Origin of the sequence: Domibacillus sp. DTU_2020_1001157_1_SI_ALB_TIR_016 (genome assembly GCF_032341995.1) — a bacterium.
Classification (GTDB): Bacteria; Bacillota; Bacilli; order Bacillales; family Domibacillaceae; genus Domibacillus; species Domibacillus indicus_A.
Genome location: NZ_CP135439.1, coordinates 425,470 through 446,323 on the forward strand (window position 1 = coordinate 425,470; position 20,854 = coordinate 446,323).

At 45.3% G+C, this 20,854-nt stretch carries 13 protein-coding genes and 1 riboswitch; of the genes, 7 read left to right on the forward strand and 6 right to left on the reverse strand.

Features of this window, described 5'->3' with window-relative positions:
* The first annotated feature begins 142 nt into the window (after positions 1-142).
* Complete coding sequence (locus RRU94_RS10125) at positions 143-1,915, forward strand: hypothetical protein (protein WP_315694085.1); 1,773 nt, start codon at positions 143-145, stop codon at positions 1,913-1,915.
* Positions 1,916-1,993: 78 nt separating this feature from the next.
* On the opposite strand, the gene RRU94_RS10130 is transcribed toward RRU94_RS10125, so the two are convergent.
* Positions 1,994-4,402: an S-layer homology domain-containing protein gene (locus tag RRU94_RS10130; RefSeq protein ID WP_315694087.1), complete on the reverse strand. Its 2,409-nt coding sequence runs from the start codon at positions 4,400-4,402 to the stop codon at positions 1,994-1,996.
* 293 nt (positions 4,403-4,695) lie between these two features.
* On the opposite strand from RRU94_RS10130, the gene RRU94_RS10135 reads away from it, so the two are divergent.
* The 3 genes from RRU94_RS10135 to RRU94_RS10145 all read left to right on the forward strand — a co-directional run bounded on the left by RRU94_RS10135 (position 4,696) and on the right by RRU94_RS10145 (position 10,563).
* A complete protein-coding gene (locus RRU94_RS10135; protein WP_315694088.1) occupies positions 4,696-5,757 on the forward strand; it encodes an S-layer homology domain-containing protein in 1,062 nt (353 codons plus the stop codon).
* 283 nt (positions 5,758-6,040) lie between these two features.
* Positions 6,041-9,817, forward strand: a complete 3,777-nt coding sequence (locus RRU94_RS10140; protein WP_315694089.1) for a DEAD/DEAH box helicase — start codon at positions 6,041-6,043, stop codon at positions 9,815-9,817.
* Positions 9,818-9,822: 5 nt separating this feature from the next.
* A complete protein-coding gene (locus RRU94_RS10145; protein ID WP_315694090.1) occupies positions 9,823-10,563 on the forward strand; it encodes a hypothetical protein in 741 nt (246 codons plus the stop codon).
* Positions 10,564-10,724: 161 nt separating this feature from the next.
* Here the strand turns inward: RRU94_RS10145 and RRU94_RS10150 are convergent, their stop codons facing one another.
* The gene (locus tag RRU94_RS10150; RefSeq protein ID WP_315694092.1) at positions 10,725-11,732 is read right to left on the reverse strand and encodes an S-layer homology domain-containing protein; all 1,008 of its coding nucleotides are present in this window, start codon (positions 11,730-11,732) and stop codon (positions 10,725-10,727) included.
* Positions 11,733-11,875: 143 nt separating this feature from the next.
* Positions 11,876-11,959, forward strand: a riboswitch (cyclic di-GMP riboswitch).
* A gap of 27 nt (positions 11,960-11,986) precedes the next feature.
* Between RRU94_RS10150 and RRU94_RS10155 the strand changes: the two genes are divergently transcribed.
* On the forward strand, positions 11,987-13,528 hold the full coding sequence (locus RRU94_RS10155) for an S-layer homology domain-containing protein (protein ID WP_315694093.1): 1,542 nt from the start codon (positions 11,987-11,989) through the stop codon (positions 13,526-13,528).
* A 43-nt stretch (positions 13,529-13,571) separates the two neighbouring features.
* Here RRU94_RS10155 and RRU94_RS10160 read toward each other — a convergent pair whose 3' ends face one another.
* The 3 genes from RRU94_RS10160 to RRU94_RS10170 all read right to left on the reverse strand — a co-directional run bounded on the left by RRU94_RS10160 (position 13,572) and on the right by RRU94_RS10170 (position 16,558).
* Positions 13,572-14,291, reverse strand: a complete 720-nt coding sequence (locus tag RRU94_RS10160; protein WP_315694094.1) for an SH3 domain-containing protein — start codon at positions 14,289-14,291, stop codon at positions 13,572-13,574.
* Positions 14,292-14,423: 132 nt separating this feature from the next.
* Entirely contained in the window at positions 14,424-15,380 is a 957-nt protein-coding gene (locus RRU94_RS10165) for an S-layer homology domain-containing protein (RefSeq protein ID WP_315694095.1), read from the reverse strand.
* Between the two features lie 266 nt (positions 15,381-15,646).
* Positions 15,647-16,558, reverse strand: a complete 912-nt coding sequence (locus tag RRU94_RS10170) for a hypothetical protein (RefSeq protein ID WP_315694097.1) — start codon at positions 16,556-16,558, stop codon at positions 15,647-15,649.
* A gap of 233 nt (positions 16,559-16,791) precedes the next feature.
* On the opposite strand from RRU94_RS10170, the gene RRU94_RS10175 reads away from it, so the two are divergent.
* Positions 16,792-18,921, forward strand: coding sequence for an S-layer homology domain-containing protein (locus RRU94_RS10175; protein WP_315694098.1), 2,130 nt, complete (start codon positions 16,792-16,794; stop codon positions 18,919-18,921).
* A gap of 39 nt (positions 18,922-18,960) precedes the next feature.
* Here the strand turns inward: RRU94_RS10175 and RRU94_RS10180 are convergent, their stop codons facing one another.
* The gene (locus tag RRU94_RS10180) at positions 18,961-19,575 is read right to left on the reverse strand and encodes a TetR/AcrR family transcriptional regulator (RefSeq protein WP_315694099.1); all 615 of its coding nucleotides are present in this window, start codon (positions 19,573-19,575) and stop codon (positions 18,961-18,963) included.
* Positions 19,576-20,036: 461 nt separating this feature from the next.
* Here RRU94_RS10180 and RRU94_RS10185 point away from each other — a divergent pair, with 461 nt between their 5' ends.
* Positions 20,037-20,519 (forward strand): sigma-70 family RNA polymerase sigma factor, encoded by a 483-nt coding sequence (locus RRU94_RS10185; RefSeq protein ID WP_315694100.1) that lies wholly within the window; start codon positions 20,037-20,039, stop codon positions 20,517-20,519.
* Positions 20,520-20,854 lie beyond the last annotated feature (335 nt).

A 20,854-nucleotide genomic window follows, 5' to 3' on the forward strand; every position in this document is an offset into this window, starting at 1 on the left:
AAATTTTATGAATATTTTAATAATATTTATTAATGTATATCTTGTAAGTTTTCAAAGAGATATAGAAAATTTTGTTTGAATAGTTTAAAATTACTAATGGTGATAATTTTGTCTATTTTGTTAAAAACAGGAGGGAATAAAAATGAGTATGGATAATTTTAACAAGAAAAAAGCGATGAATGTAAGAAACGTTTTGTCAAAGACGGTCATCTCTGGAGTTATAGTGTTGAGTGCAACTGCTTTTGGGACATCATCTGCATGGGCTCAAGCACCAGTAAGTAAAGTGACAGCAGCGGCCATTGAGCAGCCTATTTCTTATGAAGTGATTGATGAAAACGAAACGATCGTTATTCTTTTTAATGAACCTATTGAGAATAATAAAAGAAATGATTCTGAATTAAGAAAACAAATTAAACTGGCTGCTAACGGAACTTCTTTTAGAAGTTTAAGTTCAAGAGATGACGTTTCCGTGGAGGATAACGCACTTATTATCAATCTTTCAAAGCCAATCACAGGCAGCAAGAATAAAGTAAAGATTGCTAAGAATTCACTCAAATACTTATCCGGTAATGTAATTGATTCTGAGTTAATCACCGACTCTATTGAGGCTTTAGATATTACAGCGCCTGTGTATCAAGGAAGCACGATTAGTTCAGACAATAAAGAAGTTACACTTATTTTTAGTGAAGATATTTCCGGTGATACGGAGCTAAAAGAGGCGGTACATATCTCAACGGACGGCAGAGAATTCGGTTCTCTTCAAGAAGCCGACAGTGCTGAAATAGATGGGAATAAACTTGTGATTAGCTTTGCTGAAGGATTAAGAGGATCAAAAAATGTGATCCGAGTAGAAGAAGATACGCTAAAAGATGAGTCGGGAAATCTTCTAGACGAGCCTGTTGTAACGAAACCGATACAAGCACGCGATATTTACGCGCCGGAATATCTAGATTCAACAGTTTCGAATTCAAATAAAACGGTAACACTGTTCTTTGATGAAAATATTGAAAGCACTACAAGATCTTCGGCTGCATTAAAAAGTGCCATTCACCTTTCAAGCGATGGCGGTGAGTATACGGATTTAGGAGATAGAGATCGAGTTTCTATAAGAAATAACGCATTGACAGTGAGCTTTGCGAATGCAATTACTGGCACAAATGAGCTGAAAATTGATGGCGGCATATTAAGCGATAAAGAAGAAAATGTAATAGAAGAGTCTATTACAGCTGAGATCAAGGCAGCCGATATTGAAGCACCTGAGTATACAGAAGCAATCGTTTCGGATGACAACCAAACAGTAACGCTTGTATTTGACGAAGATATTGCAGCGAATAAAAGTGCTGCTTCTTTAAAAGCAGCCGTTAAAATTTCAACTGATGGAAAAAGATTTAGCAGCCTTAACGGAGCTGATCAAGTTTCTATTTCTGATAACAAATTAGTTATCTATCTCTCAGAAGGCCTTTCAGTGGGTGAAAATTTTATAAAAGTTTCTTCATATACTCTTAAAGATGTGGCTGGTAACATTTTTAAAGATGAAATTGTGACTGAAGGTCTTTATGTAGCAGACACAATAGCTCCTGCACTAAGTAATATTTCAATCGGCGGTAAAGGCTTAGAAACTGTATACGGGGATATAGAGGATGGTACCATTACGCTGGCTGGCATTAACCCTAATGCTAAATATACTACTGGAACGCTGTCACTGAGTGAACGTGCAACAGTTAAACTAGGTCGTGTTGAAGTAACCGTTCCTCAAGGTTCTAACTTTATAGAAATTCTGTCAGAGTTATTTGGTGTCAGCGGCTCAGTAGTTGGATCTGCATTCTCATTACTTGACGGCAAAACTATCACACTTACAGATACTTCAGGTAATACCGTTACGTATACATTGGATATTCAATTCTCAACAAATTAAACAAGTAACCATTTTGCTGATCAATTTCATATTTGCCGTAAAAAAACGAGGCCATCATGGGCCTCGTTTTTGTGTGGTTTATTTTACTGTAACGCCATTTGCATCTTTTAATGCCGTCTGAGCGTCTTTGATTGCTACAGTTGGTGCAGAAGCTGGAGAAGAGGCAAGGTTGAATTGAACCTGCTTTTCATTTCCGCTCACGACTGTCACAGTTCCTGCTTCAGCCGTCGTGCTGCCCACTTTAATATCGAATACGTCGTTGGCATCTATTGCACTTTCAGCTGTTGCTCCTTCGACTTTTACTGCCTCTGAGAATGTGACAACAACCGCTGTTCCGACTGTTTTCACATCCATTACAACTGCTGGCGTGTTATCCTTAACCGTTACAACAAAGTTTGCTGCAGTCATTACGTTTCCGGCTTTATCCGCTGCAGCGGCTACGTTTAGAACAGCAGGAGCGCCTGTTGACTGGTCGCCGATGTTAATCGCACCTTCAGGAAGCTCGATCATCACTGCTTTTTTCGTTGAATCAGTAAAGTAGATGTCTGTTCCAGCTGGCAGCGCTGTTCCGTCCAGGCGGTAGTTAGACAACGTTAGGGCAGAAGAAGTCACTTCTTCGTTAAATGTAACTTTAAATGTGTTTGTGCCTGCTGTTGTGACAGATGCTTCCGGTTTTACTGTATCTGTGCTTGTTGTTTCACCAATTGTAAACGTGTCTTTGATTGCAGCCGTTTTGTTTCCGTAAGCATCAGCAAAATAGCTGGATGGGAAAGACACCGTATACGTACCGGCAGCAATGGCTGCGTCAGCATCTGTAATCTTTACAGTGTATGTTTTTTTGTCTTCAGACAATGTGCCGCCTTTCGCTGTGAACTTTACACCGTCCGCATTACGGATATCGATGGCTGACAGCGAGCCAGACATGGTTACAGCTTCGTCAAATGTAAAGGACAGCGCCTTGTTTCCTTCTGTTACTTTAGAAGAAGCAAGGACTGGAGCCTGCGCGTCTTTTACAAATGTTAAAGCAGCCTGGAACAAATCATTTTTTAAACCAGAAAGATCGCTCATTGCATCTTTCGCAATGTAAAGTGTAAATGTTTCGCTTGTTGAATCTTCGCTGAAAAGGTCACCTGCTACAGTCAGGTTATATGTTTTGCCGCTTGCGTCTGTTGTGTCTTTTACAAGGGTCACAGCTGTTTGGTCAGCGCCTTGCTGAAGGGTTGCTTTCACTGTGCCCTGTGTAATGGCTTCGCTTACCGTTACTTTCGCTGTGTTTTGGCCCGTAACCTCTACACCCGTTACATGCGGTTTGTTTGTATCAGTTGTTGGTGCTGAAACAGAACCATTGTACAAGTCCATTTCGTGTTTTGCTGCTGAAGCATCTGCTGCACCAGCGACATACAGGGAAGCAGAATCGCCTGCGTCAAGTGTTTTTGTAATTTCTACTTTTGTTTTGTCTGACGTGTTTAGTTTCACATCGCCTGCTGCAACCGGTGTGCCATCTACACGGATAACAGCTGGTGCTTCGCTTAATTCTTCAGAAAACGTTAACGTAATTACGCCATTTGAATAAGAAGTACCTGTGACAAATGGTTTTACTGTATCTTCATACGTAAACACAGATGTGTATTTCGCTGTTTTAATTGCTGTATCTGCTTTTATAGCAATTGGGTTTACAACCAATACGCCGTCTTTGACTTCAGCGCCGCCATCAAAAGTTAAAAGAACGGTTTTGCCATCTTCTGAAAGAACGGCTTTTGAGGCAGCTGTGTTGTTTAATGTGAAAAGAGAAGCTGCAAGCGTGTCTTTATTCAATTCTGTATTAAAAGTAACCGTGATTTGTTTCGCATTTTGTGGTTTAACAGACTTAACAGCCGGCTCCTCAATATCAATAGGCGTACGATATAAGAAGATGGCCATTTCGCCACGTTTAACCGGATCGTTTGTGCCGAATGAAGTAGCTGTTTTTCCCGTTGTAAGTCCGTTGTCCACAAGTGCTGCGACCGCTTCATCATAACGGTCTGATACATCTGTGAACTTTAAGTTATCAACATCGCCTTTTAAATCGTACGCACGTGAAAGAATGATCGCAAGTTCACCGCGTGTAATATCCTGGTTTGAACCAAACGTTGTCGCTGTTTTCCCGTTAACAATACCTGCTGCTTTAAGGGCATTTACATAAGGTACAGCACGGTCAGGAAGATCTGTGAAGCCGGCGTTCGGTGCATTTGTTGTATCAAGCTCAAGTGCTTTTGCAATCATCACGGCTGCATCTACACGTTTAATTGTTAAGTTAGTTCCAAACTGAGTTTTGCTAATGCCGTTAGTAATCTGGTTATCTACCAGATATTCTACCGCTTCTGTATAACGGCCGGACACATCTGTAAACGGCAGTGCCGCAAAAGCAGGAGTTACAGCTGATGCAACAACTGTTGCCGTCGCTGCAGATGCTACAAATTTACGATATGAATGATTCTTGTATCCCATTTATTTATAAGCCTCCACGAAATTATGTTATAGAATCCTATTTTCTCATACACTGGTTAAATTAAACAATAATTAAATTCAAAAAAATGTTACGATTTCAAGAAGAATGACCTGGGTAAATGTTATTAAATGGTATTAAGTGGAAGGTGAAAAGACAGCGTGAAACCCCTCTGAAATACCCGACCATTTTTCTGAGAAAAGTAAGAAAAAAGAAGGGAATGGGAGGAAGATGCCGAATGGCATAAGATTGAGGACGTTTATCCTATACATATAGTTTAAAAGGAGAGAAAAAAGTGAAAAAATATTTATGGGTGTTCACGATCTGCTTTTGCATCGTGAGCGGATTCCATTCACAGGTAAAGGCGGCGGCGTTCAGCGATTTGGGCGAAAGTCAGCGCTTTTACAAAGAAATGATGTATTTAGAAGGTAAAGCGATTATTTCAGGCTATCCGGACGGTACCTTTCAACCGGATGGACAGGTAACGAGAGCCGCAGCGGCGATTATGATCGGGCGGGCATTGGGGCTTGATGGAACCCAGAAAGCGACAAAGTTTTCGGACGTAGGCGCCGATCAAAAAGCGAGCGGCTATATTGCTTCGGCAACAGCCCGCGGGATTATCAGCGGTTATCCGGATGGGCGCTATCATCCGAACGAAGCGGTGACACGGGGACAAATGGCGATCTTTTTATCAAGAGCATTCGGGCTGACAAAAGAAGCGGCGGCTCCTTTTACAGACGTGTCCTCTTCCATGGCCAGCTATCCGCATATTAAAAGAATTATTGCTGAAAATTTGACATCCGGTTACGAAGACAATACATTTCGTCCGAATGTGAAAGTCACACGCGCTCAATTTTCTGCTTTTCTGGCAAGAGCGTTAAACGATGACTTCAAAGTAGAACTGCCGCCTGCCCCGGTAAGCTATTTAAAGGATAAAAGCAAAACCTACTATTATAATTCCGATGACATGGGCAGCTACTCTTATAAATTCTCAGGCCGGAAATACTTTGAGTGGAATCTGTGGGATGTATATGAAGGAAGCAAAAACACCTATTCCATCGTAGAGAAAGAAGACAGCAAAGGCTATTACTTCGGCTATCCCGAATCAGAATCGTGGATGATGTTAAAATATCCGGTTAAAGTGGGCCAAAAATGGAGTATTGGTTATCAAGGATTTGTGCATACATATGAAATCACATCTACCACAAAAACGATCACAACACGGGCCGGAACGTTCCGCAATGTGATCGAAGTAACCGCAGATGATGGCGGAGTAGATTATTATGCACCGAACGTCGGCCTCATCAAAGTGATTTTTGAAGGAATTACAAAAGTAGAGCTGATCAAAATTCAATAAATCCATTGGGAAAGCGGGTTCCGCTCAAGGAACCCGCTTTTTTATCGTAAGAAAAGAAAGAAGAGATCAAGAAAGTATGATAGAATACATAAAGCAGGGATCATCCCTGTTTTTGAATGATTATATCCATATAGGTACACATAAATAGATTGTAATTGTAAAAAGTCTGCATCCATTCAGCGGCACAGCAAGAACGGCAGAGAGCCATACAACAGCTCTCTGCTTCTTTTTGCTCAAAGGCAGCAAGAGAATCTTAAAGGAATAGTAAGCAGGTGAACATATCGTGCAAACGAGCTTAAAAACATACAGATGTCCACTGACGCTGACGAATAAAGCGAAGGAGAAAATGCGGGAGCTCGGGCTGGAGGAGCGCTCGTTTTTTTCGTTGGAAGCGTCTTTTATGGTTTATATAGAAAAGTATCCGCCGTCTGCGGACCGGCTTTTGTCTGTTGCGCTGTTTTTTGATAACAACGCCAATAAACGGCTGGCAACAGCGAGCGGCAATGCGGTCATTGTGCTGCACTGTGTAGCAGAAAAAGACCGGTTTATTGCGACAAATGTGACGGCGCGTGCCTCTCATACACCGGTGCAGACAAACTGGCGCCGCCCGGCTTCGATTGCCTTTCAGGAAACGCGGCGGGAAATGCCGCTTGATCTGCTTCGCGCCATTCATGATATGCCGGTCGCAAAGGAAAGCTCGGAGTACGTGAAAAAGCGGATTGCGAGCTGGGAAGGCTATTTGACGATCCAGGAACGGGACGCAGATATTCCGGATATTACAGCGGGCTATGCGGGACTGACCTTTAACGGCGACTTCAGTCGGGTGACGCTGACCGGCTGCCGGCTCAAGGAAGAGGAATGGAAGCTGCTCAAAGACTTAAGTGTCAAGTTTAGAGGAATGGACCAGGATGCCGGCAAAGTGCTGCGGGCAAACCGCGGCGCCGGGACGGTCGAAATTGAACTGAGCGGCCCAGTGGCGGAACGTGCGCGGAAGCAGCAGTTTACTACGGCGCAGAAAGAAATAGTGTTCAGCAACTTTGCCACATTAAGCCAGGTAAAGCGGCTACGGCAGGGGTTTAAGCATTTAGAGGAAGGGCTGGCAGCTAATCCGGATCTGGAACGGATTTTATTTGAGAAAAAGCCGCCGCTTCGGCCGCCGAAAAAGCTTGGTAACCTGCAGTTTCATAACCGGCTGAACGAGTTTCAGCAGCGTGCGGTAACAGGTGCCATGGAGGCGGAAGACCTGTATGTGATTCAGGGACCCCCGGGAACCGGAAAAACAACTGTGATTTCGGAAATCTGCCTGCAAAACGCGCGGGCAGGGCTGCGTACGCTGGTCGCTTCCCAATCCAACTTGGCGGTAGATAATGCGCTAGGGCGGCTGTTAGCCAATAAAGATATCCGCATTCTCCGGGTCGGCCGCACGGAAAGCATTGAAGAAGAAGGCAAAAAGTTTATTGAAGAAAACGTCGGCCAGTATTGGAAGGATCATACGCTTCATGAAGTATCCGCTCAATTTGAAGCAAGAAAAAAAAGAGAAGCAGAGATCGAAGCGGAGTGGGCGGAAAATGAACGAGAGCAGGAACGGCTGAAGCCTCTGTTGGCCCAGGCAGAAGCAGCCGTTGCCGAAAAAAAACGAGCAGCGGGCTTATATGAAGAGGGACAGTTCTTTCTCCAAAATGAACAACAGCGTCTGAAGGAAGCAGAAGCCGAACTCCTGGCATTGCAAAAGCGCGAGGAAGAAATCGAGCAGGCTCTCCGTCTATTAGCAGCTTCGATTGAAAAGGCTGAAGCGTTTCTGGCAGGTGAGCCGGGTCTTGACGATATCCAGCGTGAATGGGAAGCTCTTCAAAAAGAAATCGAAGCTCTTCATCATTCGTTGGCCTGTGAAGAACTCCAGGAAGAGATCGAGAGAAAAGGACGATCGCTTCAAGAGGCAGCGGCCGATGAAGCGCATTACATCCAAGTTTTGCAGCAAGCAGAAGCCGTTTATGCAAAAGCATCTGACGTGAAACGGATCGATGCGTTAAAGTGGCTGATGCTCGAGCAAAATATTGAACGGTCGCCCCGTATTATACAGCTGCTGGAGGAACTCGATCATCTTCGCGGGGAGATGAACCAGCTGACAAAGCTGAGAGCGTACAATGATCAGCTCAACAAAGCTGTTTCTTATATGGAAGGGCTGCTCGCAAGATATAACATACCTTTAGGAGAGCTGCAGCAACGTGCAGGCCGCACATCTTCTTCCCACTCCGCAGAGGAAATCGACGGGTTTTTAAACCGGTTAAGAGCCGTGTTAAAAAGCGGGCCGAATATTGATCCGAGACGGGGTGCGGAGTTTTTAGAAGGGCTTTATATCCGTCGCCATTTCGTCTGGCGAAGAGCGAAACGACTGAGATCTTATGAGGAATACAAGCAAAAAGCACGGGATGCTTTCCTCTTTTTAAAGAGAAACGTGATCGAGCAGCTGCGCCAGAAGCAGGAGGATGAAAGAACAGCTTATGAATCACTGCGCCAAACACTCCACAGACAGCGGACAGAGCTTGAAGCACTTGAACAAAAGTACCGGCAGATGGTGTCACTGGGCGAGCCGATTCCAAATGCGAAAGAAACACTCGATCAGCAGGAAACAAGAGCGCTTCTTTTAGAAAAGAAAAAGCAGAAACTTGAAGAAACGGAACAGCGGATCGAAGAAGACCAACGTGAACAAGCGCAAAAATCTACCGAAAGAGAAGCAGCAGCCCAGGAACGTGCTCAGGTAGAAGCGCAAATGGAAACAATGCAAAATGCGATTCGAGAAAAAGAAGAAGAGCTGGCACCTCTTGAAGCGATCTTGAATACGAACCCAGAAGCAGAACATGAAGAGCTGCTGAAGCAAATGGCGAGTCTTTCTTTTACAAAGGAATCGCTCAAGCAGGAACGGCAGCGCCTGCCGCTTTTTCAGTCGATCCAAGGAGAATGGCTGTCTCTGCTTCAGGAAGCGAGCGATCACGATTTGGATGAAATCCGCAAGCTGTATGTAAAGCATGCGAACGTGATCGGCACCACCTGTGTGGCATCCGCGCGCAAGGACTTTATCGGCAGCTATCCGGTTTTTGATGTGGTTATTATTGACGAAGTATCAAAAGCGACGCCACCGGAGCTTCTTTTACCAATGCTAAAAGGAAAGAAAGTCATTTTAGTCGGTGACCATCACCAGCTGCCGCCGCTTTTAGGAAATGACACACTGGAAGAAACGCTGCAGGAGCTGGCGGAAGAAAACAAAGAGTTTGCCGGAAAAGCGGAGCTGAAAGGATTGCTTGAGGAGTCGCTGTTTGAGCGCTTGTTTAAAAGCGTACCGGACACGAACAAAACGATGCTCGCCATTCAGTACCGCATGCATGAAAATATTATGGAAACCATTACGCCATTTTATGAAGGGGAAAAAGACCGGCTTCAATGCGGCCTGCCGGACTCGGATGCAGTGCGCGACCACCTCCTGGAATCGCCGCTCATCCGCCGGAACAATCATTTGCTGTGGCTCGATATGCCGAATGAGCCGGCATTTTTCGAGGAACGCATGAAAGGCGGCAAAAGCTTGTACAACCCGGCGGAGCTGCGGGAAATCGGTTCTCTGCTGAAAGAATTGGATGAAGCAACGGCACAGGCGATAGAAGCCGGCCGGATGAACGCAGAGGAAAAGAAAAGTGTCGGCGTAATCAGCTTTTACGGAGAGCAGGTGAAAAAGTTGAACCGTCTCATTGAACAGGAGTTAGGGCTGCAACACCTGACGATTCGTACAGGAACAGTGGACCGGTTCCAGGGCATGGAGATGGACGTTATTATCTTAAGTATGGTGCGTAATCACCAAAACAAGCATGACGATATCGGCTTTGCCCGAGACTATCGCCGCCTGAACGTCGCCCTCTCAAGAGCAAGAGAGCTGCTTGTGTTAGTCGGCAGTACGAAAATGTTTACCGAGCGGACGAAGCAGGCGGGCACAAGAAAGATGTACAAGCACGTATTAGAAACGGCCGAGCGGCAAAACGGCGTGCGCGTGTTTGAAGAAAGCAGAGGATAAGCAGAATGAAGAAAACAATCGAAAAGCTGCGCGCAAACCTGCTCGAAAACCCGGCAGTGGAGATCAAAGAGTCAGCCGTATGGCAGTTGCCGGTCATTACTTATGCCGTCACGTTTAAACGGGTAAAGCGGCTGAAGATGGATATTTTAATGAAAATGCTGCTGCTCGCGTTCAACCAGACCGATATCCGCCGGGCGGCGAACCTGGCTGAAATGCTGCTTGTCGAAGAGCTGTTTATTGAAGATTTAATTCAAAAGATGCTCAGGAGCGGCTCCATTCGGATGGAAAGAGAAGGCTACAAGCTGACAGAACGGGGCCAGGCACAGCTGGCAGAGGGCATTGTCGAAGAAGAAATGGATGAAGAAGAAACATCCCTTACCTACAGTCCGGTTCACGATGAGTTTTGGCCGGCAGCCGAAGAGCAGGAAGCAGGAGAGACGATCTACCGCTACCCAGCCGAACGGGAAATGACCGCTGAACGTCTGCTGCAGGCACTGGCTGAAGAAGACAATGAACGGGCAGACGAAGAATTTCAAACACCCGTATCAGAAGTAACCGGGTTTGAAGAGCAGTTTACTTCACACGTTTCCTGCCTGGAGTTTCGGCTGTACAACAAGGAGCAGGACGTTTTTTACGCGCGTGTCTGGAACACACATCTGGAGCACTGGGACGAAGCGCTCGAAAAACAAATCGAAGAACAAGAACGGCTGGAATGGCGCGAAAGGTGGCTTTCAGCCAACGAATAAAGAGGGCGTCTTTAAGACAGCCCTCTTTTTTATGGCCGGAAAATAGCACGTACGGCCGGAAAAAATGGATTAGGGCCGGATTATTGTCCGTAATGGCCGGAAAAACGAGAATCCGGCCATCCAGCAAGCTTTTCCGGCCCAAACAAAGAAATTTCTGGATCTTATCTTGTAATAAACATCTGTGTATAGTACCGATTGTAAACCCCGACGCCGATTTCTTTAAAAACTGGATTTAAAATATTGCTTCGGTGTCCGGGACTGTTCATCCAGCCTTCCATCACGGCTTCTGCATCTGCATACCCGGCGGCAATGTTTTCACCAGCGGTTGTGTAACGAAGGCCAAAGTCTGTTAACATATCAAACGGGCTGCCGTATGTCGGGGAGTTGTGGTCAAAATAACCCCGGTCGTGCATATCCTTTGATTTCGTCCGCGCGATAAAGCTGACGTCATTTGCCAGTTTAACAGGCGCAAGGCCAACTTTTGCCCGCTCCTCGTTCACAAGCTGTCCAATCGCTTTTTCAGTGGCATTCGGCACAAAGGAAGGATCGATCGTGTAATCCGGTTTTTCATCTGTTCCTAAAAAGTTATCAATATTCAGCATGAAAATCGCCATCTGTCCGCGTGTGACAATGCCGTCCGGACTGTACTGGTTATTGCCTGTACCGTTTGTCAGACCATTGGCTGCAAGTGCATTAATATAGGAAGCGTAAGGATGAGAAGCGGGTACATCGGTAAACGGCACATCAAGTGTTCCACTTAACCCAAGCGCTCTGACAACGGTGCGGGCAAGTTCTGCACGCGTTACTTTTGTGTCCGGATAAAAACGATTGCCAAGCTCGAATACATTCTGATAAGCATAGTAGGCGATGTACGGAAAAGCAGCCTGGCTCGGGGCAACATCAGAATACGGAAGTTTTACATTTTGGTAGCCTGTAATCCCTTGAACACGTCCTAAAAAAATCGTACTCTGAGCGCGGGTGACCGGCTCGTTTTGGCGGAACGTCCCATCAGGGAAACCGGAAATCAGTCCGCGGTCAGCCATTTCTTCTACCGCTTCATACGCTTTTTCATTTGGATGTACGTCCGGGAAGGCGGCGGCATCTGCCGAATGGCCCCAGAGAGAGATGGTCAAAAGAAGGCTGGTCAACAAAGCGGTGAATTTCTTCATTTTATTCCCTCCATTCTTTTTTATCCTATTCTATAAAACTATACCTCGTTCCATAAATTTGTAAAACTCATCCAGTTCGTAAAGTAGGGAAATTCTACTTATTTTTTTAATCCTTTATTTAATTTTAAAAAAATCCGCCGATAAACCTGGTAGGGTACAGCCGTAGAAATGCGGTGCCACAAAGCTATAGGGGCTAAAGCAATTTGCCAGGCCAGCCAGCTGCCATGCCCTAAAGACAGAAGGAGGAACAGGGAATGAAGAAAAAATGGACACCAGCCGTTGCAGCCGTGCTTGCAGCAGGCGTTATGTTTTCAGGAGAAGAAATCACGTTTGCGGCCCAGGCGGAGAGCATGCCGTACAACGTGCTTGCAAGCAAAAAAGAAAATCAGGGCCAGACGCAGCAGTTTAAATCAATCGATAAGCAGCTTGATAAAATCGAAGAAAAGCTGCTCGAATACAAAGAGAAAATGAACAAAATCAAGGAAGAAGAAAAGCAGGAAGAAAGCGATCAAACAGAAGAGGTGGTTCAGCCAGTAGCGCCAGCACCGACAGAAACGCCAGCTGAGACACCGGCTGAAACACCAGCTTCAAATGAAACGGTGACAACAAGCGCTGATTCTGTTGAAGAAACAGAAACAGACAGTGATGATGATTCAATGGTTGAAGAAGGAACAGAAGAAGAACAGGTAGAAAAAGACCTTGAAGGCCAGCCAGGCTACCGTGGGAAGTTCGGCGCACTCGAAAACCGCTTGAACGCTGTTTCCAGGCAGGTCGCATCTCTTTCTTCAAAAGGAGTGGATGCAGCAGCAGTAGCGGAAAGACAAGCGCGCATTGATTCCTTAAAGAAGGACGTAGCAGCAGTTCTTGCATCTATCGGCCAAATTGAAAAAGACATTCAAGCGGAAATCAAAGCGGATAAAACCGTAAAGGAAAAAGCACTGAAAAAAGGCGTCACGCTGACAAAGAGCTGGACAATCAAGTTTAGCAAAAGTTTAGGCGCAGACACATTGTCTACACTGGACCTTGTTGTGATGGATGCAGCGGGAAGCCTTGTAGAAACAACATTCACGTATTCCGACAAAACAAAAACGATTACGCTGACTCCGCTTCAGCCATACCAAAAAGGCGTAACATACACGCTTTACATCGGTAAAGGCATTGAAGGCGCAAACGGCGTACCGCTCAAACATACTGTGAAAATGGACTTCACAACGACAACAACAGGCACAACCGCTGCGGCAAGCATCAAAGCAGCTGGATTCTCTGATGTGTCAGACCGCTACCAGGAAGCGGTACAGGCAATGGTCGACCAGGGGATTACATCCGGTGTTGGCAACGACAAGTTTGGCATCGATCAGCAAATTAAACGGGTCGATGCAGCTGTGATGCTGGCAAAAGCATTAAAGCTTGAGACTGGTTCTGCGCCAAATGCAGGTTTTAAAGACGTACCACAGCGTGCGCAGGCAGCGGTCAACGCACTTGTAAAAGCGGGCATTCTTTCCGGCAAAACAGCGACAACGTTTGGTGCTGATCAAACATTGACACGCGGGGAACTGGCGATTGTTTTAATGCGTACGCTTAAACTGTCGGGCGATTCCACAACACTTGCATTCAAGGATGTGCCGGCACGCTATGAAGCAGCCGTAAAAGCGATGGTTGCAAACGACATTACAAACGGCAAAACAGCGACCGTTTTTGGCACAACCGATCCGGTTAAACGCGGCGACTTTGCGGTGTTCTTCCACAGAGCGAAAAATCAGCCTGCACAAGATTTAGAAGTGGTTGAGATTTCTTAATGAACGACAAAAGAGCTGTCCTTGAGAGGACAGCTCTTTTTATTTATCTTGCTGTGACTTTTATCAACTCAGAGGTCGTTTTTCCGTTGTAGGTTTGCTTGATGATTCCTGTATTAGGGGCATAGTAGTTGATAAAGCCTGCGCTTGATTTAACGGTGACAACACCTCTGAACTTGCCGGCTGCGGTTGTCAGAATACCGCCGGTGCCAGTGATTTTATACGTGACTCCACTTCCTTCAAGGCCATCACTCCACGTTTTTCCTACTTTAATTGGATAAGCAATTTCTGCGTAGTATTCAGACGCCCGCCAGCCAATGTAAAGTCCTTTATTGTTTTCATATACAAGATAAGTGCCGCCAGGGTTGGTTTCCTGCCACTCATCCCATCCATTGTACTTGCCCACATACGAGCTTTTAAATGTCACACCATTTGTTTTATACGTGTATATCTTCGTTTTGTCCATCAAGTAGCTGTACATGCGCAAGTATTTCGATGCAACATAGCCGCGCTTGCCTTTAAAACCAATTTCGCTCCAGCCGGACTTCGACTGCGAATAAACAGATACAGACACGTTGTTTTTCAGTGTACCAATAATTTTGTAGTTCGTTCCCGGACCGCTCCGGACATTCAGGACGCCGCTGGTAATACTGACATAGCCGACTTTGGCGCTGGCTGCTTTTGACTCGGAAGGCTGCAGGCTGAATACGGCAGAAAAAGCCAGAATAAAAGCTAAAGCGAAAGAAACAAGTTTTTTCTTTTTCATCCTTTATTCTCCTTTACAATTGATAGGGATATTATACTGTACAGCTGAGAAGAAATTTCCGAAAAAATAGAGAATAAAGAAATTTATTTATTAAAATAAAAACAGCCCAGCAGCATAGCTCTGGGCTGTTTTTTATAGTATTTCGTTCATTAAATCTTCTTTCATTTGCTTTTTCGCTGCTTCATATGCCGTTTTAAATGACTGTGCTTCAGAAGCGCTAAAGCCGGCTTTTGTTAAAGCTGCCGTTAGTTGTGTGTAAAGTGCATTAAAATCGGCGTCTGTTTCAGCTTCTACTTTTGAAGCAAGTGGAAAGTACTTGTTATAGACAGTCATCAAGTCAGCGCCGGCATCAAGTTCGGCTTTTGCCTGGCCGGCAAGAACGTCCAAATCGGCTTCTGCTTGGGCTTGCAGAGCTGTGAAATCATCTGCATATTCTGCTTTAATCTCGGCTGCTGTTTGAGTTCCGGGCACCGGCGTTCCTGGGACAGGTGCTTCAAACTTGCGGGCATTGTTTAAAAAGATCGCCATTTGGCCGCGTGTTACGACGCCAGCCGGGTCATATTTCCCATCACCAACGCCAGTTGTAATACCCGCTGCTGCGAGTGCACGAATATAAGAAGCGGCACCGTGTGTAGGCGATACATCCGTAAACGGCATCGCGGATGAAGCTGGAAGATCAAACGCACGTGTTAAAATAATCGCCATTTCAGAGCGGGAAAGCGGACGCCCCGGATAAAAGCGGCTGCTGTCGCTGAAAATACCGCGTTTCATTAACTCTGCTACATATGGGTAAGCACGCGAAGTGGAAGGAAGATCGGTAAAAGTTTTAGTAGAGGTGCTTACTTTAATTCCAAGTGCACGTCCAATTAAAATCGCACTTTCCGCGCGTGTCACAGATTGATACTGCTTAAATGTCCCGTCCGGGAAGCCTGAAATAACACCCGCTTCCACCATCGCTTCCACCGCTTCGTAAGCACGGTGGCTCGTTTTAACATCCGGAAACTGGGCAGCGGAAACAGAAGAAACAAAAATAGAAGCGGCCAGCACAGGCGTTAGAGCAGCTGCCGCAGCTTTCTTTTTAAACGTCATGAACACATTCTCCTTTTAGATATAGTACAAGAATTATAGCATGGCAGTGGAAGAACTCCCAGGTTTTTCTTATTTTATAAGCTTCAAAGAGTGAAGGAAAGAATGCCGGGCTGCATTTCCAGTAAGCGGTTAAAAGGATTCTCTTTTTTAATACGGTAGGATACTTTAATGAGAGAAAACGAGCACATTCCTTGTTTTTTAACACAGGATTTAAGTGTATCATTGCATAGTAAAAGGACCTGCGGATGCAGATCCTTTCCTATTATTTATCCACCTGTTACTTTACTCATTAATTCATTGCGCAGCCCTTCTTTAGTTGCTTCATACTGCGCTTTGTATTCATCCGCAGCAGATGTGCCCAGGCCGTTTGCTTTCAGCTCGCTTGTCATCGACTTGTACAGGGAGTTAAAAGCAGAATCGGTTTTCGCTTCTACGCTTGATGCCGCACCGCTGTATTTTTGATAGAAATAAGCGGGGTTGATCGTTTCACCGGCCGCTTTTTTCGCTGCGTACTCGCTTTGTGCCTGGCCGACTAGGGCACCAAGCTGGCTTTGTGCCTGTCCCTGCAGGCTGTCAAATGAACCAGAGTAGCGCGACTTGATATTTGCTGCTGTAACACGGCCAGTTGACCCGGTTTCTCCTCCGGCAGCCGGAGCTGTTGAGCCGGAACCGTTAGAGGCAGATCCACCTGAGCTTGAACCGCCGGAAGAACTTGAATTACTGGAATTGCTAGAATCGGCTGTGCTGCCAGACGAACCAGAATTGTTCGTTCCGCCAGTTGAAGCAGCCGTTCCTCCAGTACCGGAGCCGCCAGAAGCAGTGCTGCCAGCTGCTGTTTGATTGCCCGCTGTGGCAGCTGTGCCGCTTGTGCCAGCCGAGATCGCTTTATTATATTCCGGTGAGCTGAACCATTCATCAGTAGACATGGTAGAACCGTCTGCTAACACAAAGTCGCCTTTCTGATCGACAATGACCAGTCCTTCTTCATCTTTTTGAACCCCTTCAGGAAGCGGTGTCCCTTCCGGAAAAGAAATAGAATATGGATCTTCAACAATCTTGTCCACCTGCTCATCAGCCACATCATACTTTTTTACCTTCGTAAAATAGTAAAGTGCGCCTCCTCCAGCTAGAGCAAGGAAAAGAACAACGACCAGGGCAATTTTAACAAACCTTCGCAAAAGTAAGTGCCTCCCTTTTTTGGATAATTTCTTATTTGTAGTATAACACGCAAAATTTAGAAAATAATATCATTTGAATAATCTGATAATATATGAATTTAGTCTTGAGATTATTACAGTTATGTGTAGAACTATTGATTTTAGTAGGATGTTTCTGTATTCTTTTACCTGTGATTACATAAATATTCTACTTTAGTAGAATTATATAAAATGATAAAGAAGAGGTGACAAGATTGATAAAAAAGTATCCGTTTAGCACAAGAGTAGCAAAAGCGATGATGGCCGCAACGATTGCATTGACCCCTATTGTGACAACTGCAGGCGTATTTGGAACAGAACAGGCAGAAGCTGCGTATGTTCAGATTAAAGATCATTTTAAAGATATTCCGGCGTTTGAAGAGTACGCTAAATCTATCAAGAATTTAGCGAAGGGAGATAGCGATTCTGCTGATGAAGCGGTTTATATGAAGCTTTCTTCTAAAATCGATTCGGCAGATTGGAATACTTTATTAGCGCCTGTTCTACAAGGGAATGATCAAGCTAAAAAGGATGCAGTAATAAAGCTGTTAGAACTTCAAGTGAAAATCTATACCGGTTCTTATAATGAGGGTGAATTACAAACTTTTATTGATGAGTACGGTGATGTATTTGGCACCCAGTCTGCTGCTGATTACTTACAATACCTGGAGCTTGTTGAAGCAGCACTCTATGAAGAAGTAAGTGATAATCTAGCTTCTTTTAATTCAGATCCCACCTATGCATTGGTGTCAGGATTAATCGACGCCGTTAAAGGAGTAGAATATAAAGGGATTGATAACATCGTAGCAGATGTATTAGTTGTGACAGACCCGGCAGTCAAAGAGACAGCAGGAAATCTAAAATCTGCTTTTTTGACAGAGGATTTTACAGTAGATGAGTTGAAGTTAGCAGTAATGAATGCAGGGCTTGCATGGATGAGTCTTTACGGAAAAGAAGTCAGCAGCGGTGGCGGTGGCGGCAGCATACCAAATCCTGATCCGGACCCTGTTCCAGATGATGATGGAGAAGTGGATTCGCCATCAACTCCAGGTGCGCAGGTAGAAGTAACACCAGCGATCGTGACCTCTAATACAGGCGCTGTGACAGCTACCATCCCGCAGTCGCTTCAAGCGCAGATTATGAGTCACGTAACGGTGCAAACACCGGAAGTGAAAATCACACTTCCAGCCGTCGCGCAAGGACAGGCCGCAACATTGTCCATTCCAGGCTCACTGGCTGCTTCGGTTAAATCGGCCGCTCCAAATGCAGCCATTACCGTTACAGGACCAGCTGGAGTAAACTATGTGATCCCGATTAATAAAATGAACCTGGGCAGCATCAGTGCTGGTTCATTGAAAATCACGATCAAGCCGGCGACTCCTTCAGAGCGAAGTGCTTTGGTCAGCAAAGTAACGGCCAAGTTAAAAGGAACATCCGCTGCTTCATCCGAAACAAAAGCGGCGGTGCTTGTAGGGAATGTAACCATGCCGGCACCAGCCGTGACAGTAGAACTGGAAGCGGTCGTTGGCAGCCAGACCATTCCGCTCACAACATTCGGTGACATTTACGTACAGCGTGAATTCCCGCTGTCCGGCACAATCGATACAAACCGTACAACCGGTGTAACGATTACATCAGACGGTACGGTAAAAGCATTGCCGACAACCTTTAAAACAGAGGATGGCCAGCAAAAAGCAGTGGTCAGCTCGCTCTTCAATTCTGACGATACGTACACAGTTCTTCAAAGTAATGTGACGTTCCCGGATGTGAATAATGGCACAAACTGGGCGGAGAAATACATTGAGTCCCTTGCATCTAAATTTATCGTTTCCGGTACAACAGCCGGCACATACAAGCCAGATCAGGATATGACGCGTTCACAATTTGTTTTCCTGCTCAGCCGTGCACTTGGCCTGCCGGATACAACCGCATATGACAAACGCTTTTCGGATGTAAAAGGTGACGAATGGTTTAACACGAACGGTGAATTTATGGCTGCTGTTAAATACGGTGTTGTGGCCGGTAAACCAAACGGTACATTCGCGCCAAACGACAAAGTTACACGCGTAGAAGCAGCAGCGATGATTGGCCGCGCAATGGAACTGGGCTTCATCAGCTTTGATGACAGCGAACTAGATAGCACGAAAAAGCTATCGAGCTTTAAGGACGTAAAAGAAATCGGTGCGTCGACCCGCGCTGAAGTATTAAAAGTCTATCAGGCTGGCATTATGTCCGGTGCAAGCAATGGCGAATTTAACCCGAACGAGTACACAAAACGTGACCAAATGGCACGCATTCTGGCAGAATTCTTAATGAAAGCCGATTTAATGGAAGACATTAAATAAGATAAAAGAGGCAGCCCTCTGATGGAGGCTGCCTCTTTTTTATTCTATTGATGAAACGCGTGTGTTTCTTTGTAAACCGTAAAGCAAAACTGTGACAATATTGTTCGCGAGCTCAGGAGCTGTTTTTTCTCCTGTCCAAAGCTTCGTTAGCGCCAGCCTTTCAATCATGCCGACAAGCCCGCTGGCGACGATGCCTACGTCCACATTGGGATACAAATGCTCAGCCGTGCTTTTTTCACGAAGCTGGGCTTCAATATGCTCAGCCATTTGGGTTTTTACCTCTGCTGCCGATGGGGATATACAAAAGCCGATCCGCGCCAGACTGCGATGGTCCATAAAAAACTGAAGGACTTTCGTTAATCTTTCTTCCATTCGGCGGAAAGCTGTATAGTCATCAAACTTCTCATCCACCAGACTGCCCATTGTGAGATGAGCAAGTTTCGTGCGAAACAAGTCTTCCAGCTCCTCAAAAATCGCTTCCTTGCTTTTAAAGTACAAATAAAACGTCGGCTGTGTGACATTCGCTTTTCGGACAATCGTACTAATTTTTGTGTCGTGGTAACCATGTTCTGCAAATTCATCCGCGGCGATTCGCAATAGAAGGGCACGGCTTGCTTCCCCGTCAGAACCTTTTTTTCTTCCTCGTTGCGCCATCTTTTTCTCTCCTTAACCGCTTTCTTTTCTCTCTTTGTATATACGTAAATATCATACAATAGAGGAACCTCTAATACAAATTGGTATTAAAAGGTAATCAGAGGATGGAGAATAAATAGTATCAACAAATAAAGTCCTCGCTTATTAGACACTATACAGAGAAAATATTCCTCAATCAAAAGACCTCGCAAATCTTTAAAATATCTTGATAAAAAATTTACATCGTTCCTTCAAAAATGATAAATTTGACAGAAAATGCGCTTTCACGCAGGTCGACAGCAAGCATTGTAACAAAGGCCCGTATGAAAAGCGAGATAAACGGAATTTATCCTTGTTTTTTGTAAAATTGGATTATAATTGGTCTAATACTAGGTATTTGCACGCGTAAAATGGTCCAATACGATGGTCATGCCCTTGAGGAGTAAACGGGGCTGGCGCGCTAGCCGGATTGGATGTTACACATGCAATTTGAACAAATCGCGCAGCAATACAACCCGATGATCCACCGCATCATGAACAAGCTGCATATTTACAAGAACAAAGAGGATTTTCATCAGGTAGGGATGATCGCCCTATGGGAAGCATACACACGGTTTGATGAATCGAAAGGCGAGTTTGCGCCTTTTGCGTATTCGACCATTCAGGGACGCCTGAAGAATGCGCTGACGAAAGACGCCGCGTTCAGTGACGGAACCGTTCTTACTGGTGAACCGGCTTTGTTTGAAGGAGTAGACCCGGAGCCAACGCCCGAGGCTGCAACGCTTGTTCACTTATGTGGAGACTTACTAGAAGGACGGGCGAAGGATTGGTTTAACGACCCCATTCTCGGCGGCTTGTCGAATCCGGACATCGCCAGAAAGCACGGGGTTACCCCTGCGGCCGTCCGAAAGTGGCAGCAAGCAGCCGAAAAGAAACTGCACGATGAATTTGGCCGCATGAGATGAGCGTTATAGATTGTTTCAGTGCCGGCTGCCAAAAGCCGAAGCCGATCTCAGTACTGAATGCAGAGGCAGGCGGGGAAGAGATTGTAAAGAGAGAACCCATGGCGTGTAAAAGGCTTGGGTAAATTCGCTTAAAGACGTACTGATCATTTTATCATGAGAAGCGGCAGTATCTTATCTCAGAAAGGGTAAGCTGCTTCTTTTTTTCAATCAGCCCTTTTATCGATAGTTCCTTCTCAATTTGGAATTATTAGTCGAAAATTTACGAAAATGCCATTAAATTAAATAATTCCCTGTGCTATAATGGCGAAGACAATATTTACTAACAGGAGGAAAAG